Consider the following 18917-nt stretch of genomic DNA (forward strand, 5'->3'; position numbering starts at 1 on the left):
GGTATTATCCTCTTAGCGCAAATCCGCCGACGTGCCGGCACGGAGTTCATTTCACCCGTTGCGCCGCCACGTCTTTTCCGCAAGCGAGATCATCGATCCGCGAAAAGCGCACGGCCCGTCATCGCCACTGGCTGCCGGACCGGTGTGGAAGGACTCGTCGTCATCGAATGTCGGCTGTCGATAACGACATCCACGCCGCGGTCCATCAGATTCACCGAGTAGGCGCGGACGGTGAGCTCGACCTTTATCGAAGGATATCGCGCGTTGAAATCGACGATCGCCGGCGACGAGCGCCTGGCCGACGCCCGGCGTGCTGTGGACCCGCAGAGTGCCGATCAATTCGCTGCTGAGCCCGCTTGCATCCGTCTTCGCGGCGTCGATTTCGGCGAGGATGCGTGTGCAATGGTCAAAGAAGCGCTGCCGGCATCGGTCAGACGCCGGCGATGGGTGCGCTCGCCGGCGTCGACAGTGTCAGGGCGTCTATCACCCGATACCATCTACCGGCCTAATAAATACGACAATTTGGTGAGTTCACCATTTACTTCGACCAGAATGCGCAGAATATTAGCATCTTGGCAAATGGGAGGAAGCTTTTCGGACCCTCTCGTTACATCCGCCCGAAGGCTTCCGGCCCTTGACCACAAGGGAGGACCAACATGAGGCGAGTTTTATTGTACGCGGCATCGGTCGCGGCGTTATCTCTTTGCGCCCAAAACGCCTTTGCCCAATCCGGCAGCGTCGAAAAGGCAGTCGGCGGCTACAATTTCGATGAAGCCGCCAAGGAAGCGCCAGAAACGAAGAACTTCCATTCGGCCGACGGCCATCTGACCTTTGCCATCGTGACCCACACGGCCGGCAACGGCTTCTTCGATCCGGTCTATGTCGGGGCCAAGGTCGCCGGCAACATGATCGGCGCCAACATCCTGCTGCTCGGCTCGGAATCGCCGGTGGACGATCCCGCCCGCGAGATCGAGATCCTGAACCAGATCGTGCAGGATCCGACGATCGACGGGATCATCATGACGACGCCGCAGGCCGGAGCATACAACGACATCGTCAAAGCCGCCGAGGCCGCAGGCATTCCGGTCGCCACGACCAATTCCTTCGACGGCACGATCCTTAACCGCAGCAGCATCAGCCATACCGGCCAGGACGCTTCGGCTGCTGCGATCGGCGGTGAGGCGCTTGCCAAATGCGTGCTCGATAGCGGCGCTACGTCAGGTTCGATCCTGCTGCCGTCGTCGACCGCGATGGGCAACATCGAGGTCAACAACCGCGTTACCGCCGCCTTCAACGCGATCGTCAAGACGCTGAAGGATGCCGGCAAGCTCGACGCATTCAAGGTCGATGCCGGTCCGGAGAACGTCGGCATCGATACAAACCCGAACGATCCGGTCAACGCGCTTGTATCGCTGTTCGAGTCGCGCGGCGACGTGGTCGGCGCCTTTACCGCCAACAACGTCTTCACGCCGCCGCTGGTCAAGGCCGTTGAACAGAAGGGGTGGACGAACAAGTTCTGCGCCTATGGTTTCGACCTTGGTCCGGCCCAGCAGGAAGGCATCGCTGCCGGCAACCTGACCGGCTCGCTCGGGCAGCAGCCGTTCCTGCAGGGTTTCTGGCCGGTGATGCAGCTTTACCTGCAGATCGACCGTGGCATTTCGGCCGCCAATCTCGACACGCGCGCCCAGCTTGTGACGAAGGAGACGGTCGGCAAGGTCGGCAAGCGCTTCGAGAACTGAGGCCGCACTGCATGTTTCCTTAAATCAAGTCCGAATTAAGGGTAAAAACATGCAGCGATTCAAAGTGCTACAGCGACTTCTTTGCGCGTCTGATAAGACGCGCGGCGCTGTAGGAGCATTTGAGCAAAGGCGGGAGGGTGCGTCTCTCTCGCCTCCGTTGACAAGGACGGACCGGTAGGAATTCTATGGCGCTCACGACGACTTCGCTCGGCCGTGCACCTCCGCAGCTTTTTGGCGGCTGGGAAGTCGGCCTCCTGATCTTCCTCGCCCTACTCTATTTCGGTGGGGCGCTTGTCAATCCAGCCTTCTTCGGGTCGACAGGGGCACTTCACGCGCTTTTGCGTGACACGTCCCGCGTCGGGATCATCGCCGTCGGAATGACCTTCGTCATCGCCAACAAGGATCTCGATCTTTCAGTCGGCTCGACCTACGGGCTGATCGCCGTGATTTTCGCCCGGCTGTTCGCGCCGAGCTTCCTTGATCTTGATATCGCAACGTCGGTCATCCTCTGCGCGCTCCTCGGTACCCTGATCGGACTCGTTAACGGCACACTCGTCACGATCCTCAAGGTGCCGGCATTCATCGCCACATTGACGATGCTTTTCATGGGTCGCGGTTTTGTGCTGGCGCTGACGCACGGTCAGGCGATCTATTACTCAGGCAAAGCAAGGGATTACCCGCTCTTCTTCCATCTCGGTGAGAGCAACGTCCTGGGCTTCAACAACCAGATCATCATCTTTGCTCTCGTCGCCACCGTTGGCGCCTTCGTGCTCGCAAAGACCCGCTGGGGTTACGAGACCTTCGCCACGGGCGGCAACGAGCAGGCGGCGATCTATGCCGGCATCCCGACGAGCTGGGTGCGCATCCGAGCCTATCTGATCTCGTCGCTCTCGGCGACCCTTGCAGCGCTTCTGTCGGCCGCCCAGGACAAGGGCGTGACCCCTCTCTATGGCGTTACCTGGGAGCTTACCGTCATCGCCTCCGTCATAATCGGTGGGGCGTCGATCCTTGGGGGGCGCGGCCGTGTAATCGGCTCCTGCCTGGGCACCGCCGCGGTCGTCCTGATCGACAAGGTGCTGCGCGAGGGCTGGTCGATCACGCGCACCGTCGTGATCGATGGCGAGAGCATTGCCGTCAACGCCCGATACACCTTGCCGGCGGGCGCCGTGCTGGTTTTCCTCGGCCTTCTGCTCGTCATCGCAGTGCTCATCGAGCCATATCTCATTCGTCGTCAGCTTGCGGCCCGGTTCTGGGCGTGGTTGCGGGGCCAGCCACCGCCGCCGGCCTACGAGATCGGTGGTGTGGCGTTGGAGGGCGTCCAGACCAAGGGAGCGATGGCAACCGACATAGAAGTTTCGGCGACGGCGTTCGGCCGGTTCTTCGCCCGCCGCGATGCGCTCGCCATCATCCTCGCCGTGCTCCTGTGGCTGACGGGCCTTGCCTTGCGCCCCGACTACTGGTGGAACCTCTCCAATACCTTTGCGATTCTACTCAACTATACCGAGTTGGCACTGATCACAGTCGGGCTCGTCTATGTCATCGCCGCCGGCGACATCGATCTTTCGGTCGGCGCGGTGCTCGCGCTCGCCGGCAGCACTGCGGCTTATTTTCTGAAGGTGCTGGGCGCTGATCCGGTTACGGCTGTGACAATGGGTCTGCTGGCGGGGATGGCGGCCGGCCTCGTCAATGCCGTCGTCACCGTCGGCTTCAAGCTGCCGGCCTTCATCGCCACGCTCGGCATGTTCTACATCGCCCGCGGCCTCGCCGCCTGGTTCGTCGCCGGCCAGCAGTTGACCGGCTGGCCCGAGGGCTACAACCTCATCGGCCGCAAGGTGAACGACATTCTCCTGCACATGCAGATCCTGCTGCCGGATGGGCTTCTGCGCGCCGTCGCTCTGGTCGTAAGCGTGCAGACGATCTGGATGCTCCTCGTGGCACTCGTCGCCGGCGTGGTCCTTGCCTACACGCCGTTCGGCCAGAAGGTCTACGCCACCGGCGGCAATGTCCGAGCCGCCGCCTATGCCGGCATCAACACCAATCGCGTGCGCTTCCTTTCGCTACTTCTGGCCGCCCTCTGCGCGACCATGGCCGGGATCATCAACGTCGCCTATTTCCGCAGCTTCAACCCGGTGGCCGGTCAGTTCCGTGAGCTCGATGCGATCGCCGCGGTCATCATCGGTGGCGGTTCGATCTTCGGCGGCTACGGCACGATGATCGGCGCGCTCGCTGGCGCGGCCGTGATCACGCTCATCCGGGCGCTGCTGCAACTGAATGTGCAGGGCTTCAGCATGCCGCAGCATTGGATCAACGTCTTCGTTGGCGGCATCCTCATCGTCGCGGTGTTGGTCGACATCTGGGTTCGCCAAGCTAACCTGTTTGGCCGCTTGCGCGAGCGCATGACGCGCCAGAGAGCCCCGGAGACCAGCCATGCCCGATAGCCCCGAAAGTGCTCCGATCGTGGAGATGCGCGGCATCGAAAAGGCCTTCGGGGCGGTGCAGGCGCTCCGCAGCGTCGACCTCGTGCTCCACCCGGGCGAGATCCTCGGCCTCGTCGGGGACAACTCGGCCGGCAAGTCGACGCTGATGAAAATCTTGACCGGCGCCTACCAGCGCGACGCCGGCGAGATCTTCGTCGCCGGAGAGCCAGTCTATTTCAAGAGCCCGCATGAAAGCCGCGCGGCGGGCATCGAGATGATCTATCAGGACTTCGCCCTTTGCGGAAACATGGATGTCGGCCAGAACATCTTTCTCGGCCGCTGGCCGCGGCGGGGGTTCTTCGTTGATCGGCGGCGCATGTATGCGGAAGCCGATAGCGTGTTGAAGCGCCTCAAGGTGGATGTGAACTCGGTCTACCAGAGGGTCGAGAGCCTATCGGGTGGCCGCCAGCAATCGGTGGCAATCGCCCGCGCGATCTCTTTCGAGCCGCGCGTGGTGATCCTCGACGAACCGACAGCCAACCTCTCGGTGATGGCGACCGAGCGGCTGCTCGAGACTATGCTGGAACTAAAGCGGCAAGGCGTCGCCCAGATCATCATTTCCCACCGCCTCGTCGACATTTTCGCCGTCGGCGATCGCGTCATGGTGCTGAAGCGCGGCGAATATGTCGGCGACCGCTACGTCAAGAACACCGATGAGCACGAGGTGCTGGAGATCATCGTTTCGGGAACGCGCGAGCAGGCGCTGACGGCGGACCAGGCAATAAAAGCCTGAATGCTCGCCAACGTCACGGCGTCGATTCCCGCGTCAGGAAATGGAGATTGCCGGCGAGTTCGGAAACGACGAGCCGCCGCTCGTCCCAGACAAGGACGGAGACTGGCCGTGTCAGCCCGTCGAGAATGGTCTGCCGGGCGCCCGTCGTCTTGTCGAGTTTGAGCAATCGGCCGCTCCCCTTCAGAAAACCTTCCTTCTGACCGTAACGACCATGCTCGAGGACAAGCATCCCGCCATCCGCGTCGAAGGTGATTGCCACTGGCGCGTTCAGGCCCTCGACATCGACCCGCGGCGGCGCAACTCCGCCCGTCTCTGGAGCTGAAACGACCTTTCCCGCTCCGTCGAGGAAAGGAAATCCGCCGAACAGCGCGACATGGATGCGCCCGTCGCGAAGGGCGATGCCGGTCGGCACTGCATCGACCTCGTAGTCACTTCCTTCGGTGAACTCGGTCGGAGAAAGTTGCCGCAAGGCCGTCGTTTCCTGTTTCATGCGGCGAAAGGTCATGATCGTTTGCTTCTGACCATCCGCCTGCATGCGTTCGACACTGTTTCGTGCGGAGTCGATCACGTAGTAGGTTCCATTCGCAATCGCGAAGTCGAACGGATTCCAGAAATCGCTGCTGATTACGCGGGGGCCACCGTCCTTGCCGACCGCCACGAGGGCATGGTCAAGCGGGCCTTCGCCGGCATCGACCGGCGTCCACCCTTGAGCCACGACAAAAGCATCGCCAACGCGCACGACGCGATAGGGACCGGTCGGGTCGCCGATCACGTCGAGGCCGTGAGGAAAAACCGGACCGAAGGCGACGAACTCACCGTTGGCCTCGCGCCGGTAGAGCCGGCCGCTGGCAAGATCGGTGACCAGCAGCGCCTCCCCGTCGCGCGAAAGGCCGGAGAAAGCCGCGCCCGGTTTGCTGACCGTTTCCAGCCGGTAGCCGGGAGCGGCCACCGGGTCGGCAGCAGCCCCGGCTGCGAGGAACAGAAGACCGGTGGCGATGATCAGGGTTCGGAGCGAACGCATCGGAAGCCGCCATTGGCTGCAAAACGGAATTCCGGATCATAGGCGAGACGGTAGGTCGTGGTAAGATGGCTCGGATCGCTGTTCCAGGAGCCGCCGCGAAGCACGCGGTATTGCCCGGCGGTCTCCGCCGCAGCCTGACCCGCATAAGGCGCGTAGATGTCGCTCGTCCATTCCCAGACATTGCCGACGAGATTGAGGACGCCCTCCTCGCTTGCGCCATCGGCAAAGGCGTCCGCCGGCGCAGTCATTGGATAGCCGTCGCGCGCGTCGCCGGAACAGCAGCTGTCGGTGCCGAAATTCGCCGGCACCACCTTGCCGCCGTTCTCTCCCCACGGAAATGCCGCTCCATTCACTCCCCGCGCGGCTCTCTCATATTGCTGCTCCGACGGCAGCAACAAACCGTAGTTTTGGCAAAAAGCCATCGCGTCTCCCCAGCTCACGCCGACCACCGGCCGGTCATCCAGCCCGAGTGCAGGGTGATTGGCATAAAACGCCGCGCGATGACCGGTTGCCTCGACGAAGCGGCGATATTGGCGGTTGGTGATCTCGGTGCGGTTGATGGCAAACGCCTCTCCGTCGAGCACGCGGCGCGGGCGCTCGTTTTCGGGACCATCGTCGCGACCGAAGACAAACGGACCGGCGGGGATTTCGATCAGCGGGTTGTCGACAATCGGCCCGGTCTCGGCCGCAGCCGCGTGAGATGAAAGAGCAAGGAGGATCGCCGCCGGGTAAAGATCAGACATCGACACGGGCTTGTGTCTCCCCGTCGAACAGAAACACCCGATCCGCCGCCACCTTGACGCCGATCCGCTGGTCGATCTGGCCTGCGAAATTCTTGTCGGCCCTGAGCGTCATGAGCTGTGCGCCGAGCCGCAGGCTGACGAGCGTACTGTCGCCGGTGAGTTCGACCGAATAGATCGGCGCAACCAGATTGACGTCTGGATCGTCGACCCGAGCCGCGTGGACGTCCTCCGGACGCACGCCGAGAACGGCGCGGGATATGCTGACACGGCCGAGGCCGCCGACCCTAAGACCAGCACTCGCAAACACGCCATCCCTCACCTCTCCCGGGATGAGGTTCATCGCTGGCGAGCCGATAAAACCAGCAACGAAAAGCGTGCGCGGATCGTTGTAGATTTCCCGCGGCGTTCCGAGCTGCTCGATCACGCCCTTGTTCATCACCGCGACGCGGTCGGCGAGCGTCATCGCCTCTATCTGGTCATGGGTGACATAGATCGTCGTGACCTTGAGTTCATGCTGAAGATGCTTCAGTTCTGCGCGCATCTGGGTGCGGAGCTTGGCATCGAGGTTGGAAAGCGGCTCGTCCATAAGGAAGACGCGCGGCGTGCGTACGATCGCACGCGCAAGCGCCACGCGCTGTCGTTGGCCGCCGGAAAGCTCTCTCGGAAGACGGGACAGCAGGGCGTCGAGTTCCACGCGCCGCGCCACTTCGACAATCCGCCGCTTGCTTTCGGCGGGCGGCACTTTTCGGATCTTCAGCGGATAGCCGATATTGTCCTCGACAGTCAGGTGCGGATAGAGCGCATAGGACTGAAAGACCATCGCCACATCACGATATTTGGGCAGCACGCCGTTGATGCGGTCCTCATCGATGTAGATGTCGCCGGACGTCGCCTCCTCGAGCCCCGCGACCATGCGCATGGTCGTCGTCTTGCCGCAACCGGAGGGGCCGAGCAGCACGAGGAACTCCTTGTCCTTGATTTCGAGGTTGAAGTCCGTGATCGCGACGAATTCGCCGAACTTCTTCGAGACGTTCTTGAAGGTGACCGACGCCATGGCTCAACCCTTGACAGCTCCAAGGGAGAGCCCCCGGACAAGATGCTTTTGAACGATGAAAGCGAAGATGACGATCGGGACGCAAGCCATGAACCCGGCAGCGCTGATCTCGCCCCAATAGGTGTTGTACTGTGTCACGCGCCCGGCAATACCGATCGGCAGTGTCTGCGACTGCTCGGTGAGCGTAATGATGAGGGACAGCAGGAACTCGTTCCACGAAATGATCAGGCAGAAGATGGCGGTCGCCGCGAGCCCCGGCCGGGCAAGCGGCAAGGCCACATGCAGGAAGGCGCCCCAGCGGGTATCGCCATCGACGACCGCGGCCTCCTCCAGCTCGACCGGCAGGTCCTGGAAATAGCTTTTCATCATCCAGGTCGCGAAGGGCAGGTTGAAGGCGGTGTAGGCGATCACGAGCGCTGACTTCGTGTTCAACATGTCGAAGTAGTTGAAGAACAGGTAGAGCGGAATAATGCTGACGATCGGCGGCATCATGCGTGTCGACAGGATCCAGAACGAAATCTGCTTGCGCCACTGCCACGGATAATTGAACCGCGCCAGGGCATAACCCGCCATGGTGCCGAAAACCACGGAAACGGTCGTCGTCCCGACCGCGACGAGGAAGCTGTTCAGCGCATAGCGCAGGAAAGGACGCTGGATGAAGGCTTCGTCGTAATGCTTCAGTGTCGGGTTGCTAGGCAGCCATTCCGGCGGCACGGCGAAAATGTCGATGTCGAACTTGAGCGAATTGGCGGCGATCCAATAGATCGGGAAAAGCGTGAGGATCAACGCGATCAGGATCGCCAGATAGGCCGACAGGCGTACGAGCATCTCTCTTGTGCGGCTGCGTCTATGGAGGGTCTTTGTCGCCATCGTCTTCAATCCGCCAGCCGCATGCGCTTCATAAACCAGGTGCTGAGAACGATCGTCACGAACAGCACGAACAGCGATATCGCCGCCGCATAGCCGGGATCGGCAAAGCGGTAAGCGACCTGATAGATGTAAAGACTCAGCACCTTGGTGCGATCGGCCGGACCTCCGCCGGTCAGGATGAAAACCAGGTCGAAGAGACGCAGCGCGTCCATGACCCGCAGCAACAGCGCGATAGCGATCACCGGTTTCAGGAAGGGGAGCGTCAGGTCCCAGAATTGTCGCCAGGACGAAGCGCCGTCGAGCGCGGCCGCCTCATAGGGTTCCACCGGCAGGCTTGCAAGGCCAGCCAGCATCAGCAGAAATATGAACGGTGTCCATTGCCAGACATCGGCAACGATGATCGAGAACATCGCGAGGTTCACGTCGCCCGCCCATGCCTGCAGGGGAAGACCGAGCCGGTACATGATTTCGTTGAGCACGCCGAATTGAGGCTCGTAGATCAGCTTCCAGGTGATGGCGACCGCGATTGGCGGCAGCATCATCGGAATCATCAGCACGGTTTTCAGAAACGTCAGCCGGCGGATGAATTTGTCGAGTAGCAAGGCCAGGCCGAGGCCGAGAAGAAACTCGACCGTGACTGCCACCACGGTAAAGACGATGGTGTTGCGGAGCGCGACGTGAAACTGCGCGTCCGACAGGAGCCGTAAAAAATTGCCGGCACCGACGAACTCCCACGGCAGATCGGGATTCGGGCTGATCCTGTGAACCGCCCCGTAGAACATGTAGAGGCTCGGGAAGATTGTCAGCGCCAGCAATATCAAAACCGTCGGCGCAAGCATCAGATAGCGCAGATGGCGCTCCGCCCACCGCTCCAGCCCGCCACCCGGTTGAGACTGCGCGGTCAATGTGCCGTCGTCGGCGGATTTCAACATCCGTCTCTCCTGCAGACCTCTTATCGGCCCTCGATCCACGCCGCGAACGGGGCCCGAAAGCCCCGCTCGTGCAGGACTTCCGGCTATTTGAGGCCGGTGATCTGCTCGACCGCCGCCTGCGAGTTCTTCAGCGCCTCCTCCGGCGTGATCGTGCCCGCAACGGCCTTGGAGAGTTCAATGCCAAAGGCATTTTCGATCTCCGGCCATTTCGGATGGCGCGGACGCGGCGTCGAAGCCTGGATCGCCTCCATCAGCACCGGATAGTGCCGGAACTTCTCCTGCTTGGTCAGCTCCGGATCGGTGAAGACCGAGGCGCGGACGGGCGGGTTGCCGCGCTCGGCGGAAATCTTGATCTGCTCGGGCGAGGTCGCCCAGAGCATGAAGTCGAAGGCTTCCTGCTTGTTCTTCGATGCCGACATGATGCCCATGGTCCAGTGGCCGATCTCCGAACTGCCCGGCTTGGTTCCGGCTGGAATGGCGGTATAGGAGATCTTGCCGACCATCTTCGACTGGCTTGGATCCTCAAAGGTCGCGACCCAGTTCGGCCAGTTGATCGAGGAAGCGGAGGTGCCTGCGGCAAGCGCCGTCCCGACCTCGTTGGCGTTGTAGCTCTCGACGCCTTTCGGCGAGACATCGCGCAATGCCATGAACATCTTCATGGCGGCAGCACCTTCCGGCGTGTCGATCGTGACCTTGCTCCGATCGGCATTGAAGAGATCGGCGCCATAAGACCAGAAGATCGGCATGAAATCGGCAACGACCGGGTTGCCCTGGCCGCCGCGGAAGACATAGCCGAAATAGCGGCCGCCGCCGCCCTCGGTCAGCGTTTTGCTCGCCTTCAGCACATCATCCCAGGTTTTCGGGGCCTCGACACCGGCTTCCTTGTACTTGGCGGCGTCATAGAAGAACATCTGCGCGTTTCCCACATAGGGCAGGCAGACATAGGGTCCGGAATTGTAGGGGTTGCGGCAGATTGCCAGCGACTTCGACAGGAAATCGTTGTCCGGTCCTTCCAATCCGGCGTTCTTGAAGTAGGGCGTCAAGTCCTCCAGATGCCCGTTCTCGGCAAAGAACGGAATCCACGGATCATCCATCAGGACGATATCGAAGACGCCGGACTTGGTGGCGCCGGCATTGGCGCCTTGTTCGAAAACGTTGGCGTAGGGCGCCTGGACGGTCTCTACCTTAGTGCCCTTCATCTTTGCGTAGTCGGCGGCCGCGGCTCTCAGGCCGTCGCCTTCGCTGCCGGATGGCACGAGGACCGTGATATCGGCCCATGCGGCTCCGCTGATCGCGAGCGCGGACGCCGCGGCAGCCAAGGTGAGAAACAGTTTACGAACCATCATACACCTCCCATTCCCAGTTATTATTCAGAGGCCGCTTTTTCGAAAGGAGGACCTCACCCTATCCGGCACGGCGGAGACGCTGCTTCGAAGCGTGTTACGGCAAACTGAAATTTTCCGGCGCCTCCCTAGGCCGGAATTGTTCCCAGGCGCGATTTTATCACACTGCGCGCATTCCTCATAAGCGCAACATTAGCGACAACTTAGATGACGCCTTACGCAATCAGGAGGTCGCGGGGGGCCGATCTTCGGGTACACGGCTTTCGACTCTCCATGTCCCGATCAACATGTCGAGAAAACGCTCGGCGGCCGGAGAAAGTGTCCCGCCCCGACGCCTAACGACGCCGATCGTTCGCGAAATTTCGGGAGTGCGGATCGGTCGGGTGACGAGGAAGGGGTGATCGCCCTGCGGCGTGGCCATTTGCGGCAGCACGGAAATGCCGAGGCCGGCTTCGACGAGCCCCAGCGAGGTCGAAAGATGCGTGACCTCGTAGAACCAGCGCAGCTTGATGTTGGATCGTGCAAGCGCGGCGTCGAGCAGCGTTCTGTTGCCGCTCGACCTGTGCACCGTGATCAGTCGGAACGGTTCCAGATCGCTCCAGCCGACCTCTTGCCTGTCGGCGAGTGGATGGTCCATGCGCGCGGCGAGCACGAAGGGGTCTTCCACCAGCCGATCGAAGATCAGGTCGGGGTCGGAGGTGCCCATGATGTTGATGCCGAATTCGACCTCGCCCCGCGCCACCGCCTGCAGGCCGTCGATCGCCGGAAGGTCGAGAATTCGAAATCGGATGTTCGGATACTCGGCATTGAACTGCCTGATGACGGTCGGAAGAAAGTAGAAGGCCGCCGTCGGCAGGCACGCGATCGTCACCAGGCCGCTTCGTTGCATACCGACGTCCCTGACGGCAAAGAGCGACCCATCGAACTCCTCGAGCATGCGACGTACCAGCGGTATCAGCTCCGTTCCGAGCGCCGTCGGCGAGACATGCCGCGTCGTGCGCTCCAGCAGGGGCGCACCGATTGCCATCTCCAGCTTCTGGATGCGGCGGCTCAGGGCTGGTTGCGAAACATTGAGCGCCTCTGCAGCCCTGTGGAAGCCTTCCAGCTCCACCACGCTCAGAAATGCCCTCAGGTCGAGAATCTCGCAATTGATGCTCATATCGGATCAATTCTCCAAAATTTTGCATTTCACATATCAATCGCGTTGTCGCTAAATGCAATAAAGCCGATCATTGATACGGCGTAAACATAAGTCTCATGGATTTTGGCGATGAACGACCTGATTTCCGTACCCTGCGTCTTGATGAGAGGCGGCACCTCCAAAGGTCCGTTCTTTCTCGCGTCGGATCTGCCGGCGGATCAGGCCGAGCGGGACCAGATCCTGCTTTCGGTGATGGGCTCGGGCCATCCCCTGCAGATCGACGGCATCGGTGGCGGCAATCCGGTCACCAGCAAGGTCGCAATCATCGGCCCCTCCACCGTCCCCGGCGCCGACGTCGACTATCTTTTTGCCCAGGTGCGCGTCGATCAGCAGATGGTCGACACGTCGCCGAACTGCGGCAATATGCTCGCCGCCGTCGGCCCATTCTCGATCGAAGCAGGATTGGTTTTAGCGCGAGGCGCAACGACCCTCGTCCGTATTCACAATGTGAACACCGGCAAACTGATCGAGGCAGAGGTTCCGACGCCAGACGGCAAGGTCGCCTATCTTGGCGACGCTTCGATCGACGGTGTCCCCGGCAAGGCCGCACCAATCGCGCTGACATTCATGGACGCCGCCGGAGCGCGGACCGGAAAATTGTTCCCGACCGGACAATCTCTGGAATACATCGACGGCATCGCGGTGACCTGCATCGACTGCGCCATGCCCATGGTCCTTTTCGACGCAGAGGCGATCGGCGCCACGGGAAACGAAACGGCCGCTGAACTCAATGCCGACAAGGCCGCGCTCGGCCGGATCGAAGCGTTAAGGATGGAGGCGGGCCGGCGCATGGGCATGGGCGACGTGAGCGATCAGGTCACGCCGAAGCCAGTGTTGGTCAGCAAGCCCAAGGGAAACGGCGACATCAATGTTCGGTACTTCATGCCGCACCAATGTCATCCCTCGCTTGCCACCACCGGCGCCGTCGGGATAGCCACGGCCTGCATCGCCAGAAACACCGTGGCTTCCCGGCTGACCGGCTTGCGCGCGCCCCCGCTTGTACTGTCGATCGAACACCCAAGCGGCCACCTCGATGTGAAGCTGCAAGAAAGGGACGGCAAGATAGTCGCCGGCATCTTGCGAACCGCGCGACGCCTGTTCGAAGGGCACGTTTTCGCAAAGCCTACCAAGCGCCTGTTTTGCGCGGCATAATTTGAAGTGGCTGCCGGGAGGGCACCACGTAACCTGGAGGAACAATCATGCGTAAGCTCATGCTCGCCCTCGCGGCCACCGTTGCGTTTGCCGGATCCGCCTTCGCGGAACCGGTTCGCATCAGCGTTGGCTCGTATAATCTCAACAACCTTCCCTTTCCCGTCGCTCAGGGTCTCGGGCTTTACGAGCAGGAAGGTCTTCAGGTGACCGTCGAGAACTTTGCCTCCGGTGGCTCGAAAACGTTGCAGGCGCTGGTAGCCGGCTCGACCGACGTTGCCGTAGGCTTCTACGACCACACGATTCAGATGCAGTCACAGAACAAGGCCGTCGTCGGCTTCGTACAACTTGCGCGCAACTCCGGCCTTGTCCTTGCCGGCGGCAAGAATGCCACCTTTGACCCGGCAAAGCCGGAAACCATCAAGGGTGCGAAGATCGGTATCACTTCGCCCGGATCGTCCTCCGATTTCTTCGTTCGCTATTATCTGCAGCGTCACAATCTGTTGGCGGACGACGTTTCGCTGATCGGCGTCGGCTCCGGCTCTGCAGCCGTCGCCGCACTCGAACAGGGCAAGGTCGACCTGCTTGTCAACTACGATCCGGCGGCCACCTTCATCGAAGCCAAGGGCGTCGGCAAGATCCTCATCGATGCGCGCAGCGACAAAGGCGCCAAGGAAATCTACGGCGGGACCTATCCCACCTCCGTCCTCTATGCCACCCAGGACTACATCGACGAGAACCCCGAGACGATCCAGAAGATCACGAACGCGACTGTCAAGGCATTGGAGTGGATGAACAATCACTCGGCCGAGGAGATCGTCGAGAAGCTCCCGAAAGAATTCATTTCGGGCGATAGAGAAACCTACATAAAAGCTGTCGAAAACGCGAAGGCGATCTTCTCGACCGACGGCCGCTTCAACGACGAGGACGTCAAGACGCCGCTCGCCGTTCTCAAGAGCTTCAACGAGAAGGTCGCGGCCGCGGATATCGATCTATCGAAAACCTATACCAACGACTTCATCGGCAAAGTGCCGCACGATGTCGCGAACTGATGAGGAGGAAGCCATGTCGTTGGCTGTCGTGAAACCCGTGCCGCATGCGGTCGGCCGGCAAACGCCCAAGGCGATGGTGTCGATCGATGCGGTCACCATGTCATTCGGCGCCTATGTCGCCGTTCAGGATGTCAATCTCACCGTTGCCGATGGTGAATTTCTCGCGATCGTCGGCCCGACGGGCTGCGGCAAGAGCACAATCCTCAACGCGATCGCTGGCCTTCTGAAGCCTGCGAGCGGTACGGTCTCGATCGACGGTGCGGCGGTCAAAGGCGTCCAGAACGATATCGGATATCTCTTCCAGCAGGATGCGCTGCTTCCGTGGAAAACGGCGTTGGAAAACGTCGAACTGGGCCCGATGTTCAAGGGCATTGCCGCTTCCGAGCGTCGTGAACGATCCATGGCCTGGCTCGCCAAGGTCGGCCTCAAGGGTTTCGAGCACCGCTATCCGCACCAGTTGTCGGGTGGCCAGCGCAAACGCGTCCAGATGGCCCAGGCGCTGATCACCGGGCCAAAGGTCATTCTGATGGACGAACCGTTCTCGGCGCTCGATATCCACACGCGTCATCTGATGCAGAACGAACTCTTGCGCCTGTGGCAGGAAGAGCGGCGCGCCGTCGTGATGATCACACATGACCTCGAAGAGGCCATCGCGCTCGGTGACCGCGTCGTGGTTCTGGCGGCCGGGCCGCGCAGTCACGTCATCGACAGCTTCGCGGTCGACCTCGACCGGCCGCGCGACGTGGCGGAAATCAAGCTCGATCCACGCTTCATGGATCTTTATCGCAACATCTGGGCGTCACTGCGCGGCGAAGTGGAGAAAAGCTATGAACGCCATGACTGAACGTTTGATCCAGCTCTGCCTCCTGACCGTCATTCTCGGCGGCTGGCAACTTGGCGTCGCTGCCGGCGTGATCGATGTCTTTTTCTTCCCGGCGCCGGTCGACATCTTCAACCAGGTCATATCGTGGGTGACCGATACTGATTTCTATCGCCACGTGACGATCACGCTGACAGAGACCGTGCTCGGTTATCTCATCGGCACAGGCCTTGGCGTCGCTGCCGGCGTCTGGCTTGGACTTAGCCGCAGGACGGCTCGCATTCTCGATCCATTCATCAAGGGTCTGAATGCGATCCCACGCGTCGTCCTCGCGCCGATCTTCGTGCTGTGGCTCGGCCTCGGCCTCTGGTCGAAAGTGGCACTCGCCGTCACGCTCGTCTTCTTCGTGACGTTCTTCAACGCCATGCAGGGCGTTCGTGAGGTGAACCCGGTCGTTCTGTCGAATGCCCGCATTCTCGGGGCAAAGCGGTCGGACCTGCTGCGCCATGTCTATTTTCCGGCCGCGGCAAGCTGGATCCTGTCCTCGCTGCGCACCTCCGTCGGCTTTGCGGTCGTTGGCGCCATCATCGGTGAGTATCTCGGCGCCTCCGCCGGTCTCGGCTACCTGATCGCTCAGGCCGAAGGAAATTTTGATGCAGTCGGTGTATTTGCCGGCATCATCATACTGGCAATCTTCGTGCTGATCATCGACAGCCTTCTCGACGTGGTCGAAAATCGGCTGATCAAGTGGCGGCCGAGCGCCGGCGAGCGTCCCGCCTGAAGCAAACTCCGTAAGCCGGAAACAGGGCCTCCCGAAACGGGGGCCCTGTTTGCTTTCGCGCGAGTGTCCGACCGCGCCGTCGCCTCCGCCCCACCTCAATTCAGCGGCAGTTGGCGCGCAGTCCATTCGCTTTTCGGTACTGCACCACCGATCGCAAAGCTGAAGGAAACCACCGACGTCGCCTCGGCGTCGACCTCGCATTTGAAGTCGACATTGTACCAGGTCGCCTTGCTCCGGTAGGCGCTGCCTACGGCGGTGACCGCCGAAGTCGAAATAGTCCCGGCGCGGGCTAGCATATCCGGGAAAGCGTCCGGCCTCTGGTTACGGATCTGCTCCAGCGCCTCGATGCTGCAGATCTGCGCAATGCGTGCCTTGACGGGGAGCTTGCCGAGCGCCTGCTTGATGCGCGGGTTCGACAGCGCGTTTGGCGAAAAGAGTTCTTTTGCCGGAACGAGCTCGTCGGATTTCAGATCGACCTTGGCGCCTGCCGGTTCCGGGGACTCCTGTTTCTTCGCTGTTTCCGGCGGCGGCCTTTGCACGGGAACCGGCACGCTTTCAAGGGCAGCAGCTTCTGTCTCGCCCTGTTGCGTCGCCGAGTCCGGTTGCGGCGTTGCCAGCACCGGCGGCGCCGGTTTGGCTTCAGGCGTTTCGCGCGCAGCGGTCTCTGTCCTGGGTGGCGTCGGCTTCGGCTGTTCGACGACCTTCGAGGCGTCCTCCGCCCCACTCTGGCTCTGTGGCGGCCGTTGCGCTTCCTTTACTTCGGCGCGCGGTGAAGCGGATTCGAAGGCCTGCGGCTGCGTGGCTGATGGTTTGGCGCTTGATTTCGCCGGTTCTGCCGGCGGCTTTTCTGGCGACTTCGGGCGCGGTGGCGGAACCAGCTCGACGTTGACGCTCTGTTCCTTCGCCGGCTCCGGCGGTACTTCGGGCAGCCGAAAAAGTAACAGGAACGCGACGGCCAGATGCACGGCAACCGACGTCGGCATTCCCCATCCGATCTCTCTCTTCGGCGCCTTGGCGAACTGTTGCATTGCTCAAAAGACAGCGGGCTGCAGGAGGCCGGACCGTAAGACGAAGCAGTCTTTGCCCATCCCGTTCCAGCCTGCGACGGTCAACGTCAAATAAGGGCTTGAACGGCTCTGAACAAGCGGAAAGTCCCGGAGCGCCTTCGCGTTCAGGCCGACAGTCACTCATCACGACCTCGTGGTTTCGGATCCCGGCCTTGACGGTTCATTATCTCGCCGAATGTAACGAATATAGTTTTCGTGTGCCTCTGTCCCTTGCCGAGCGCGGAAAGGAGGTGTCTCGATGAGGTTCACACGGCGAAGTATCCTTCAGGGACTTGCATTGGCTGCATCCTTGCCGGCGATGGGGCATTCCTCGCATGCTCAGGCCGCCGGCATGGTCCGCAGGGCGATCCCTTCGAGCGGCGAGGAAATACCGATCATCGGACTCGGCACTTGGATCACCTTCAACGTCGGCGACGATCCGGTGCTTCAGGACGAATGTGCCGCCGTGATGGCGGCCTTCTTCGAGGGTGGCGGGCGCATGATCGATTCCTCTCCCATGTACGGCTCCTCCCAGCCGACCATCGGCTACGGCCTTAAGAAGCTCGGATATCCCGATCGCCTGTTTTCAGCCGAGAAGGTCTGGATTTCCGATCCGGCAAGCGGGGCGGAGCAGATCGAAGCCTCCCGCGCCTATTGGGGCGTCGAGAAATTCGATCTCATGCAGGTCCACAATCTCGTTTCCTGGGAAGACCATCTGCCGATGCTTTTCGAGATGAAGGCAAAGGCGCAATTGCGTTACGTCGGCATCACCACTTCGGAAGGACGACGACATCGGGAAATCGAGAGCGTCATGGCGAGCGAGCCGATCGATTTCGTTCAGGTCAGTTACAACATCCTCGACCGCGAAGCGGAGGAGCGCATCCTGCCCCTGGCCCTGGAGAAAGGCATCGCAGTCATCGTCAATCGCCCGTTCCGCCAGGGCAGCCTGATTAGGCAACTCGACGACGAACCGTTGCCCGAGTGGATTGCCGAGACAGGCGCGCGAAGCTGGGCGCAGTTCCTGCTCAAGTTCATCGTTTCGCATCCGGCGATCACCTGCGCCATACCGGCGACAACGCGCGTCGACCATGTGCGCGAGAATCTTGAAGCGGGCGGCGGTGTCCTGCCTGACGAGGCGATGCGGCGGCGTATGGTCGACTATGTGGAGGCGTTGTGACCGCCACCCTCCAGTGCCGCCGAAGGAACGAGCAGTGAGGTCGGCAGATGTCGGAATGGTGGACCTATACGCCTGCCGATTTCCTGATGTTCTCGCCGCGCGTCTACGTTCGCCTGATCGAGCGCTACAATCAGGATTTCTGGCCACTTCAGCTCGTCTTCGTGGCCGCCCTGCTGGCGATCATGGTTCTCGCGGTCAGGGAGGTACGGTTCGCGAAGATCGCGCTCCTGCCGGCCTTTGCCGTGGCCTGGGCTTTTTGCGCTTGGCAGTTCCTCTGGCTTCGCTATGCAACCATAAACTGGGGCGCAACCTATGCTGCAATGGCCTTCTTTCTTCAGGCCGGGCTCGTGGCGCTTCTCAGCCTTGATCCGAACCATCGCATCGCCGTCAGCCGATTGCGCCGCTACGGCGGTATGGTTCTTGCCCTATTCGGGCTCCTGTTTCACCCGCTTCTCGCATTGCTTTCGGCGCGTTCGCTGGCCGCCGCCGAAACCTTCGGCATGATGCCAGATCCGACCGCCATCGCGACGCTCGGCACGGTGCTGTCGATCAGAGGGAGACGCCTGTTGCTACTTCTGCCGATCCCCCTCCTCTGGTGCGCTTTCAGCGGCCTGATCCTGCTGGCGATGGAGGATCGCGGCGCAGTCGTCGCCATTGCCTCGATCGTCTTTGTCGCGGTCTTGCTGCTGACCCCGGACGAGTCCCGAACCCTTTCCGGTGACCGACGATGAGAAAACCTTTTTTCTGTTGACAGAGCCCGTGAGAAAAGGTTTTCTCTC

The 18917-nt window shown here is 61.3% G+C and carries 17 protein-coding genes; 9 read left to right on the forward strand and 8 right to left on the reverse strand.

Annotation, left to right across the window (positions count from 1 at the left end):
- Window positions 1-656 precede the first annotated feature (656 nt).
- The 3 genes from PZN02_RS21950 to PZN02_RS21960 all read left to right on the forward strand — a co-directional run bounded on the left by PZN02_RS21950 (window position 657) and on the right by PZN02_RS21960 (window position 4949).
- The gene (locus PZN02_RS21950) at window positions 657-1739 is read left to right on the forward strand and encodes a substrate-binding domain-containing protein (RefSeq protein WP_280662785.1); all 1083 of its coding nucleotides are present in this window, start codon (window positions 657-659) and stop codon (window positions 1737-1739) included.
- A 185-nt stretch (window positions 1740-1924) separates the two neighbouring features.
- Window positions 1925-4177, forward strand: a complete 2253-nt coding sequence (locus PZN02_RS21955; RefSeq protein WP_280662786.1) for an ABC transporter permease — start codon at window positions 1925-1927, stop codon at window positions 4175-4177.
- The gene (locus PZN02_RS21960) at window positions 4167-4949 is read left to right on the forward strand and encodes an ATP-binding cassette domain-containing protein (protein WP_280662787.1); all 783 of its coding nucleotides are present in this window, start codon (window positions 4167-4169) and stop codon (window positions 4947-4949) included. Before PZN02_RS21955 ends, PZN02_RS21960 begins: the two co-directional genes overlap by 11 nt.
- Window positions 4950-4962: 13 nt before the next feature.
- On the opposite strand, the gene PZN02_RS21965 is transcribed toward PZN02_RS21960, so the two are convergent.
- From PZN02_RS21965 to PZN02_RS21995, 7 genes are all read right to left on the reverse strand, one after another.
- Window positions 4963-5970 (reverse strand): ScyD/ScyE family protein, encoded by a 1008-nt coding sequence (locus tag PZN02_RS21965; RefSeq protein ID WP_280662788.1) that lies wholly within the window; start codon window positions 5968-5970, stop codon window positions 4963-4965.
- The gene (locus tag PZN02_RS21970; RefSeq protein ID WP_280663230.1) at window positions 5949-6713 is read right to left on the reverse strand and encodes a formylglycine-generating enzyme family protein; all 765 of its coding nucleotides are present in this window, start codon (window positions 6711-6713) and stop codon (window positions 5949-5951) included. Before PZN02_RS21970 ends, PZN02_RS21965 begins: the two co-directional genes overlap by 22 nt.
- Window positions 6706-7767 carry an ABC transporter ATP-binding protein gene (locus PZN02_RS21975; protein WP_280662789.1) on the reverse strand — a complete coding sequence of 354 codons (1062 nt, stop codon included), beginning with the start codon at window positions 7765-7767 and terminating at the stop codon, window positions 6706-6708. The genes PZN02_RS21970 and PZN02_RS21975 overlap by 8 nt, the downstream gene beginning before the upstream one ends.
- 3 nt (window positions 7768-7770) lie before the next feature.
- Window positions 7771-8637: a carbohydrate ABC transporter permease gene (locus PZN02_RS21980; protein ID WP_280662790.1), complete on the reverse strand. Its 867-nt coding sequence runs from the start codon at window positions 8635-8637 to the stop codon at window positions 7771-7773.
- A 5-nt stretch (window positions 8638-8642) separates the two neighbouring features.
- The gene (locus PZN02_RS21985; RefSeq protein WP_280662791.1) at window positions 8643-9569 is read right to left on the reverse strand and encodes a carbohydrate ABC transporter permease; all 927 of its coding nucleotides are present in this window, start codon (window positions 9567-9569) and stop codon (window positions 8643-8645) included.
- Window positions 9570-9652: 83 nt separating this feature from the next.
- The gene (locus tag PZN02_RS21990) at window positions 9653-10912 is read right to left on the reverse strand and encodes an ABC transporter substrate-binding protein (RefSeq protein ID WP_342394730.1); all 1260 of its coding nucleotides are present in this window, start codon (window positions 10910-10912) and stop codon (window positions 9653-9655) included.
- Window positions 10913-11135: 223 nt separating this feature from the next.
- Window positions 11136-12071, reverse strand: a complete 936-nt coding sequence (locus PZN02_RS21995) for a LysR family transcriptional regulator (protein WP_280662793.1) — start codon at window positions 12069-12071, stop codon at window positions 11136-11138.
- Window positions 12072-12182: 111 nt separating this feature from the next.
- Here PZN02_RS21995 and PZN02_RS22000 point away from each other — a divergent pair, with 111 nt between their 5' ends.
- The 4 genes from PZN02_RS22000 to PZN02_RS22015 are packed head-to-tail and all read left to right on the forward strand — an operon-like array spanning window position 12183 to window position 15915.
- On the forward strand, window positions 12183-13265 hold the full coding sequence (locus tag PZN02_RS22000; protein ID WP_280662794.1) for a 4-oxalomesaconate tautomerase: 1083 nt from the start codon (window positions 12183-12185) through the stop codon (window positions 13263-13265).
- A 47-nt stretch (window positions 13266-13312) separates the two neighbouring features.
- The gene (locus tag PZN02_RS22005; protein ID WP_280662795.1) at window positions 13313-14314 is read left to right on the forward strand and encodes an ABC transporter substrate-binding protein; all 1002 of its coding nucleotides are present in this window, start codon (window positions 13313-13315) and stop codon (window positions 14312-14314) included.
- A 13-nt stretch (window positions 14315-14327) separates the two neighbouring features.
- The gene (locus PZN02_RS22010) at window positions 14328-15158 is read left to right on the forward strand and encodes an ABC transporter ATP-binding protein (protein WP_280662796.1); all 831 of its coding nucleotides are present in this window, start codon (window positions 14328-14330) and stop codon (window positions 15156-15158) included.
- A complete protein-coding gene (locus PZN02_RS22015) occupies window positions 15142-15915 on the forward strand; it encodes an ABC transporter permease (protein WP_280662797.1) in 774 nt (257 codons plus the stop codon). The genes PZN02_RS22010 and PZN02_RS22015 overlap by 17 nt, the downstream gene beginning before the upstream one ends.
- 95 nt (window positions 15916-16010) lie before the next feature.
- On the opposite strand, the gene PZN02_RS22020 is transcribed toward PZN02_RS22015, so the two are convergent.
- Complete coding sequence (locus tag PZN02_RS22020; RefSeq protein ID WP_280662798.1) at window positions 16011-16898, reverse strand: DUF930 domain-containing protein; 888 nt, start codon at window positions 16896-16898, stop codon at window positions 16011-16013.
- A gap of 322 nt (window positions 16899-17220) precedes the next feature.
- On the opposite strand from PZN02_RS22020, the gene PZN02_RS22025 reads away from it, so the two are divergent.
- Complete coding sequence (locus tag PZN02_RS22025) at window positions 17221-18138, forward strand: aldo/keto reductase (protein WP_280662799.1); 918 nt, start codon at window positions 17221-17223, stop codon at window positions 18136-18138.
- A 47-nt stretch (window positions 18139-18185) separates the two neighbouring features.
- On the forward strand, window positions 18186-18869 hold the full coding sequence (locus PZN02_RS22030; RefSeq protein ID WP_280662800.1) for a DUF6064 family protein: 684 nt from the start codon (window positions 18186-18188) through the stop codon (window positions 18867-18869).
- Window positions 18870-18917 lie beyond the last annotated feature (48 nt).

Source organism: Sinorhizobium garamanticum (genome assembly GCF_029892065.1).
Taxonomy (GTDB): Bacteria; Pseudomonadota; Alphaproteobacteria; order Rhizobiales; family Rhizobiaceae; genus Sinorhizobium; species Sinorhizobium garamanticum.

Bases quoted from the DNA above. Each gene is read 5' to 3' on its own strand.
- PZN02_RS21995 (WP_280662793.1), bottom strand. From the start codon at position 12,071: ATGAGCATCAATTGCGAGATTCTCGACCTGAGGGCATTTCTGAGCGTG.
- PZN02_RS21955 (WP_280662786.1), top strand. From the start codon at position 1,925: ATGGCGCTCACGACGACTTCGCTCGGCCGTGCACCTCCGCAGCTTTTT.
- PZN02_RS22030 (WP_280662800.1), top strand. From the start codon at position 18,186: ATGTCGGAATGGTGGACCTATACGCCTGCCGATTTCCTGATGTTCTCG.
- PZN02_RS22020 (WP_280662798.1), bottom strand. From the start codon at position 16,898: ATGCCGACGTCGGTTGCCGTGCATCTGGCCGTCGCGTTCCTGTTACTT.
- PZN02_RS21970 (WP_280663230.1), bottom strand. From the start codon at position 6,713: ATGTCTGATCTTTACCCGGCGGCGATCCTCCTTGCTCTTTCATCTCAC.
- PZN02_RS21990 (WP_342394730.1), bottom strand. From the start codon at position 10,912: ATGGTTCGTAAACTGTTTCTCACCTTGGCTGCCGCGGCGTCCGCGCTC.
- PZN02_RS21950 (WP_280662785.1), top strand. From the start codon at position 657: ATGAGGCGAGTTTTATTGTACGCGGCATCGGTCGCGGCGTTATCTCTT.
- PZN02_RS21965 (WP_280662788.1), bottom strand. From the start codon at position 5,970: ATGCGTTCGCTCCGAACCCTGATCATCGCCACCGGTCTTCTGTTCCTC.
- PZN02_RS21980 (WP_280662790.1), bottom strand. From the start codon at position 8,637: ATGGCGACAAAGACCCTCCATAGACGCAGCCGCACAAGAGAGATGCTC.
- PZN02_RS22025 (WP_280662799.1), top strand. From the start codon at position 17,221: ATGAGGTTCACACGGCGAAGTATCCTTCAGGGACTTGCATTGGCTGCA.
- PZN02_RS22015 (WP_280662797.1), top strand. From the start codon at position 15,142: ATGAACGCCATGACTGAACGTTTGATCCAGCTCTGCCTCCTGACCGTC.
- PZN02_RS21975 (WP_280662789.1), bottom strand. From the start codon at position 7,767: ATGGCGTCGGTCACCTTCAAGAACGTCTCGAAGAAGTTCGGCGAATTC.
- PZN02_RS21985 (WP_280662791.1), bottom strand. From the start codon at position 9,569: ATGTTGAAATCCGCCGACGACGGCACATTGACCGCGCAGTCTCAACCG.
- PZN02_RS22010 (WP_280662796.1), top strand. From the start codon at position 14,328: ATGTCGTTGGCTGTCGTGAAACCCGTGCCGCATGCGGTCGGCCGGCAA.
- PZN02_RS22005 (WP_280662795.1), top strand. From the start codon at position 13,313: ATGCGTAAGCTCATGCTCGCCCTCGCGGCCACCGTTGCGTTTGCCGGA.
- PZN02_RS21960 (WP_280662787.1), top strand. From the start codon at position 4,167: ATGCCCGATAGCCCCGAAAGTGCTCCGATCGTGGAGATGCGCGGCATC.
- PZN02_RS22000 (WP_280662794.1), top strand. From the start codon at position 12,183: ATGAACGACCTGATTTCCGTACCCTGCGTCTTGATGAGAGGCGGCACC.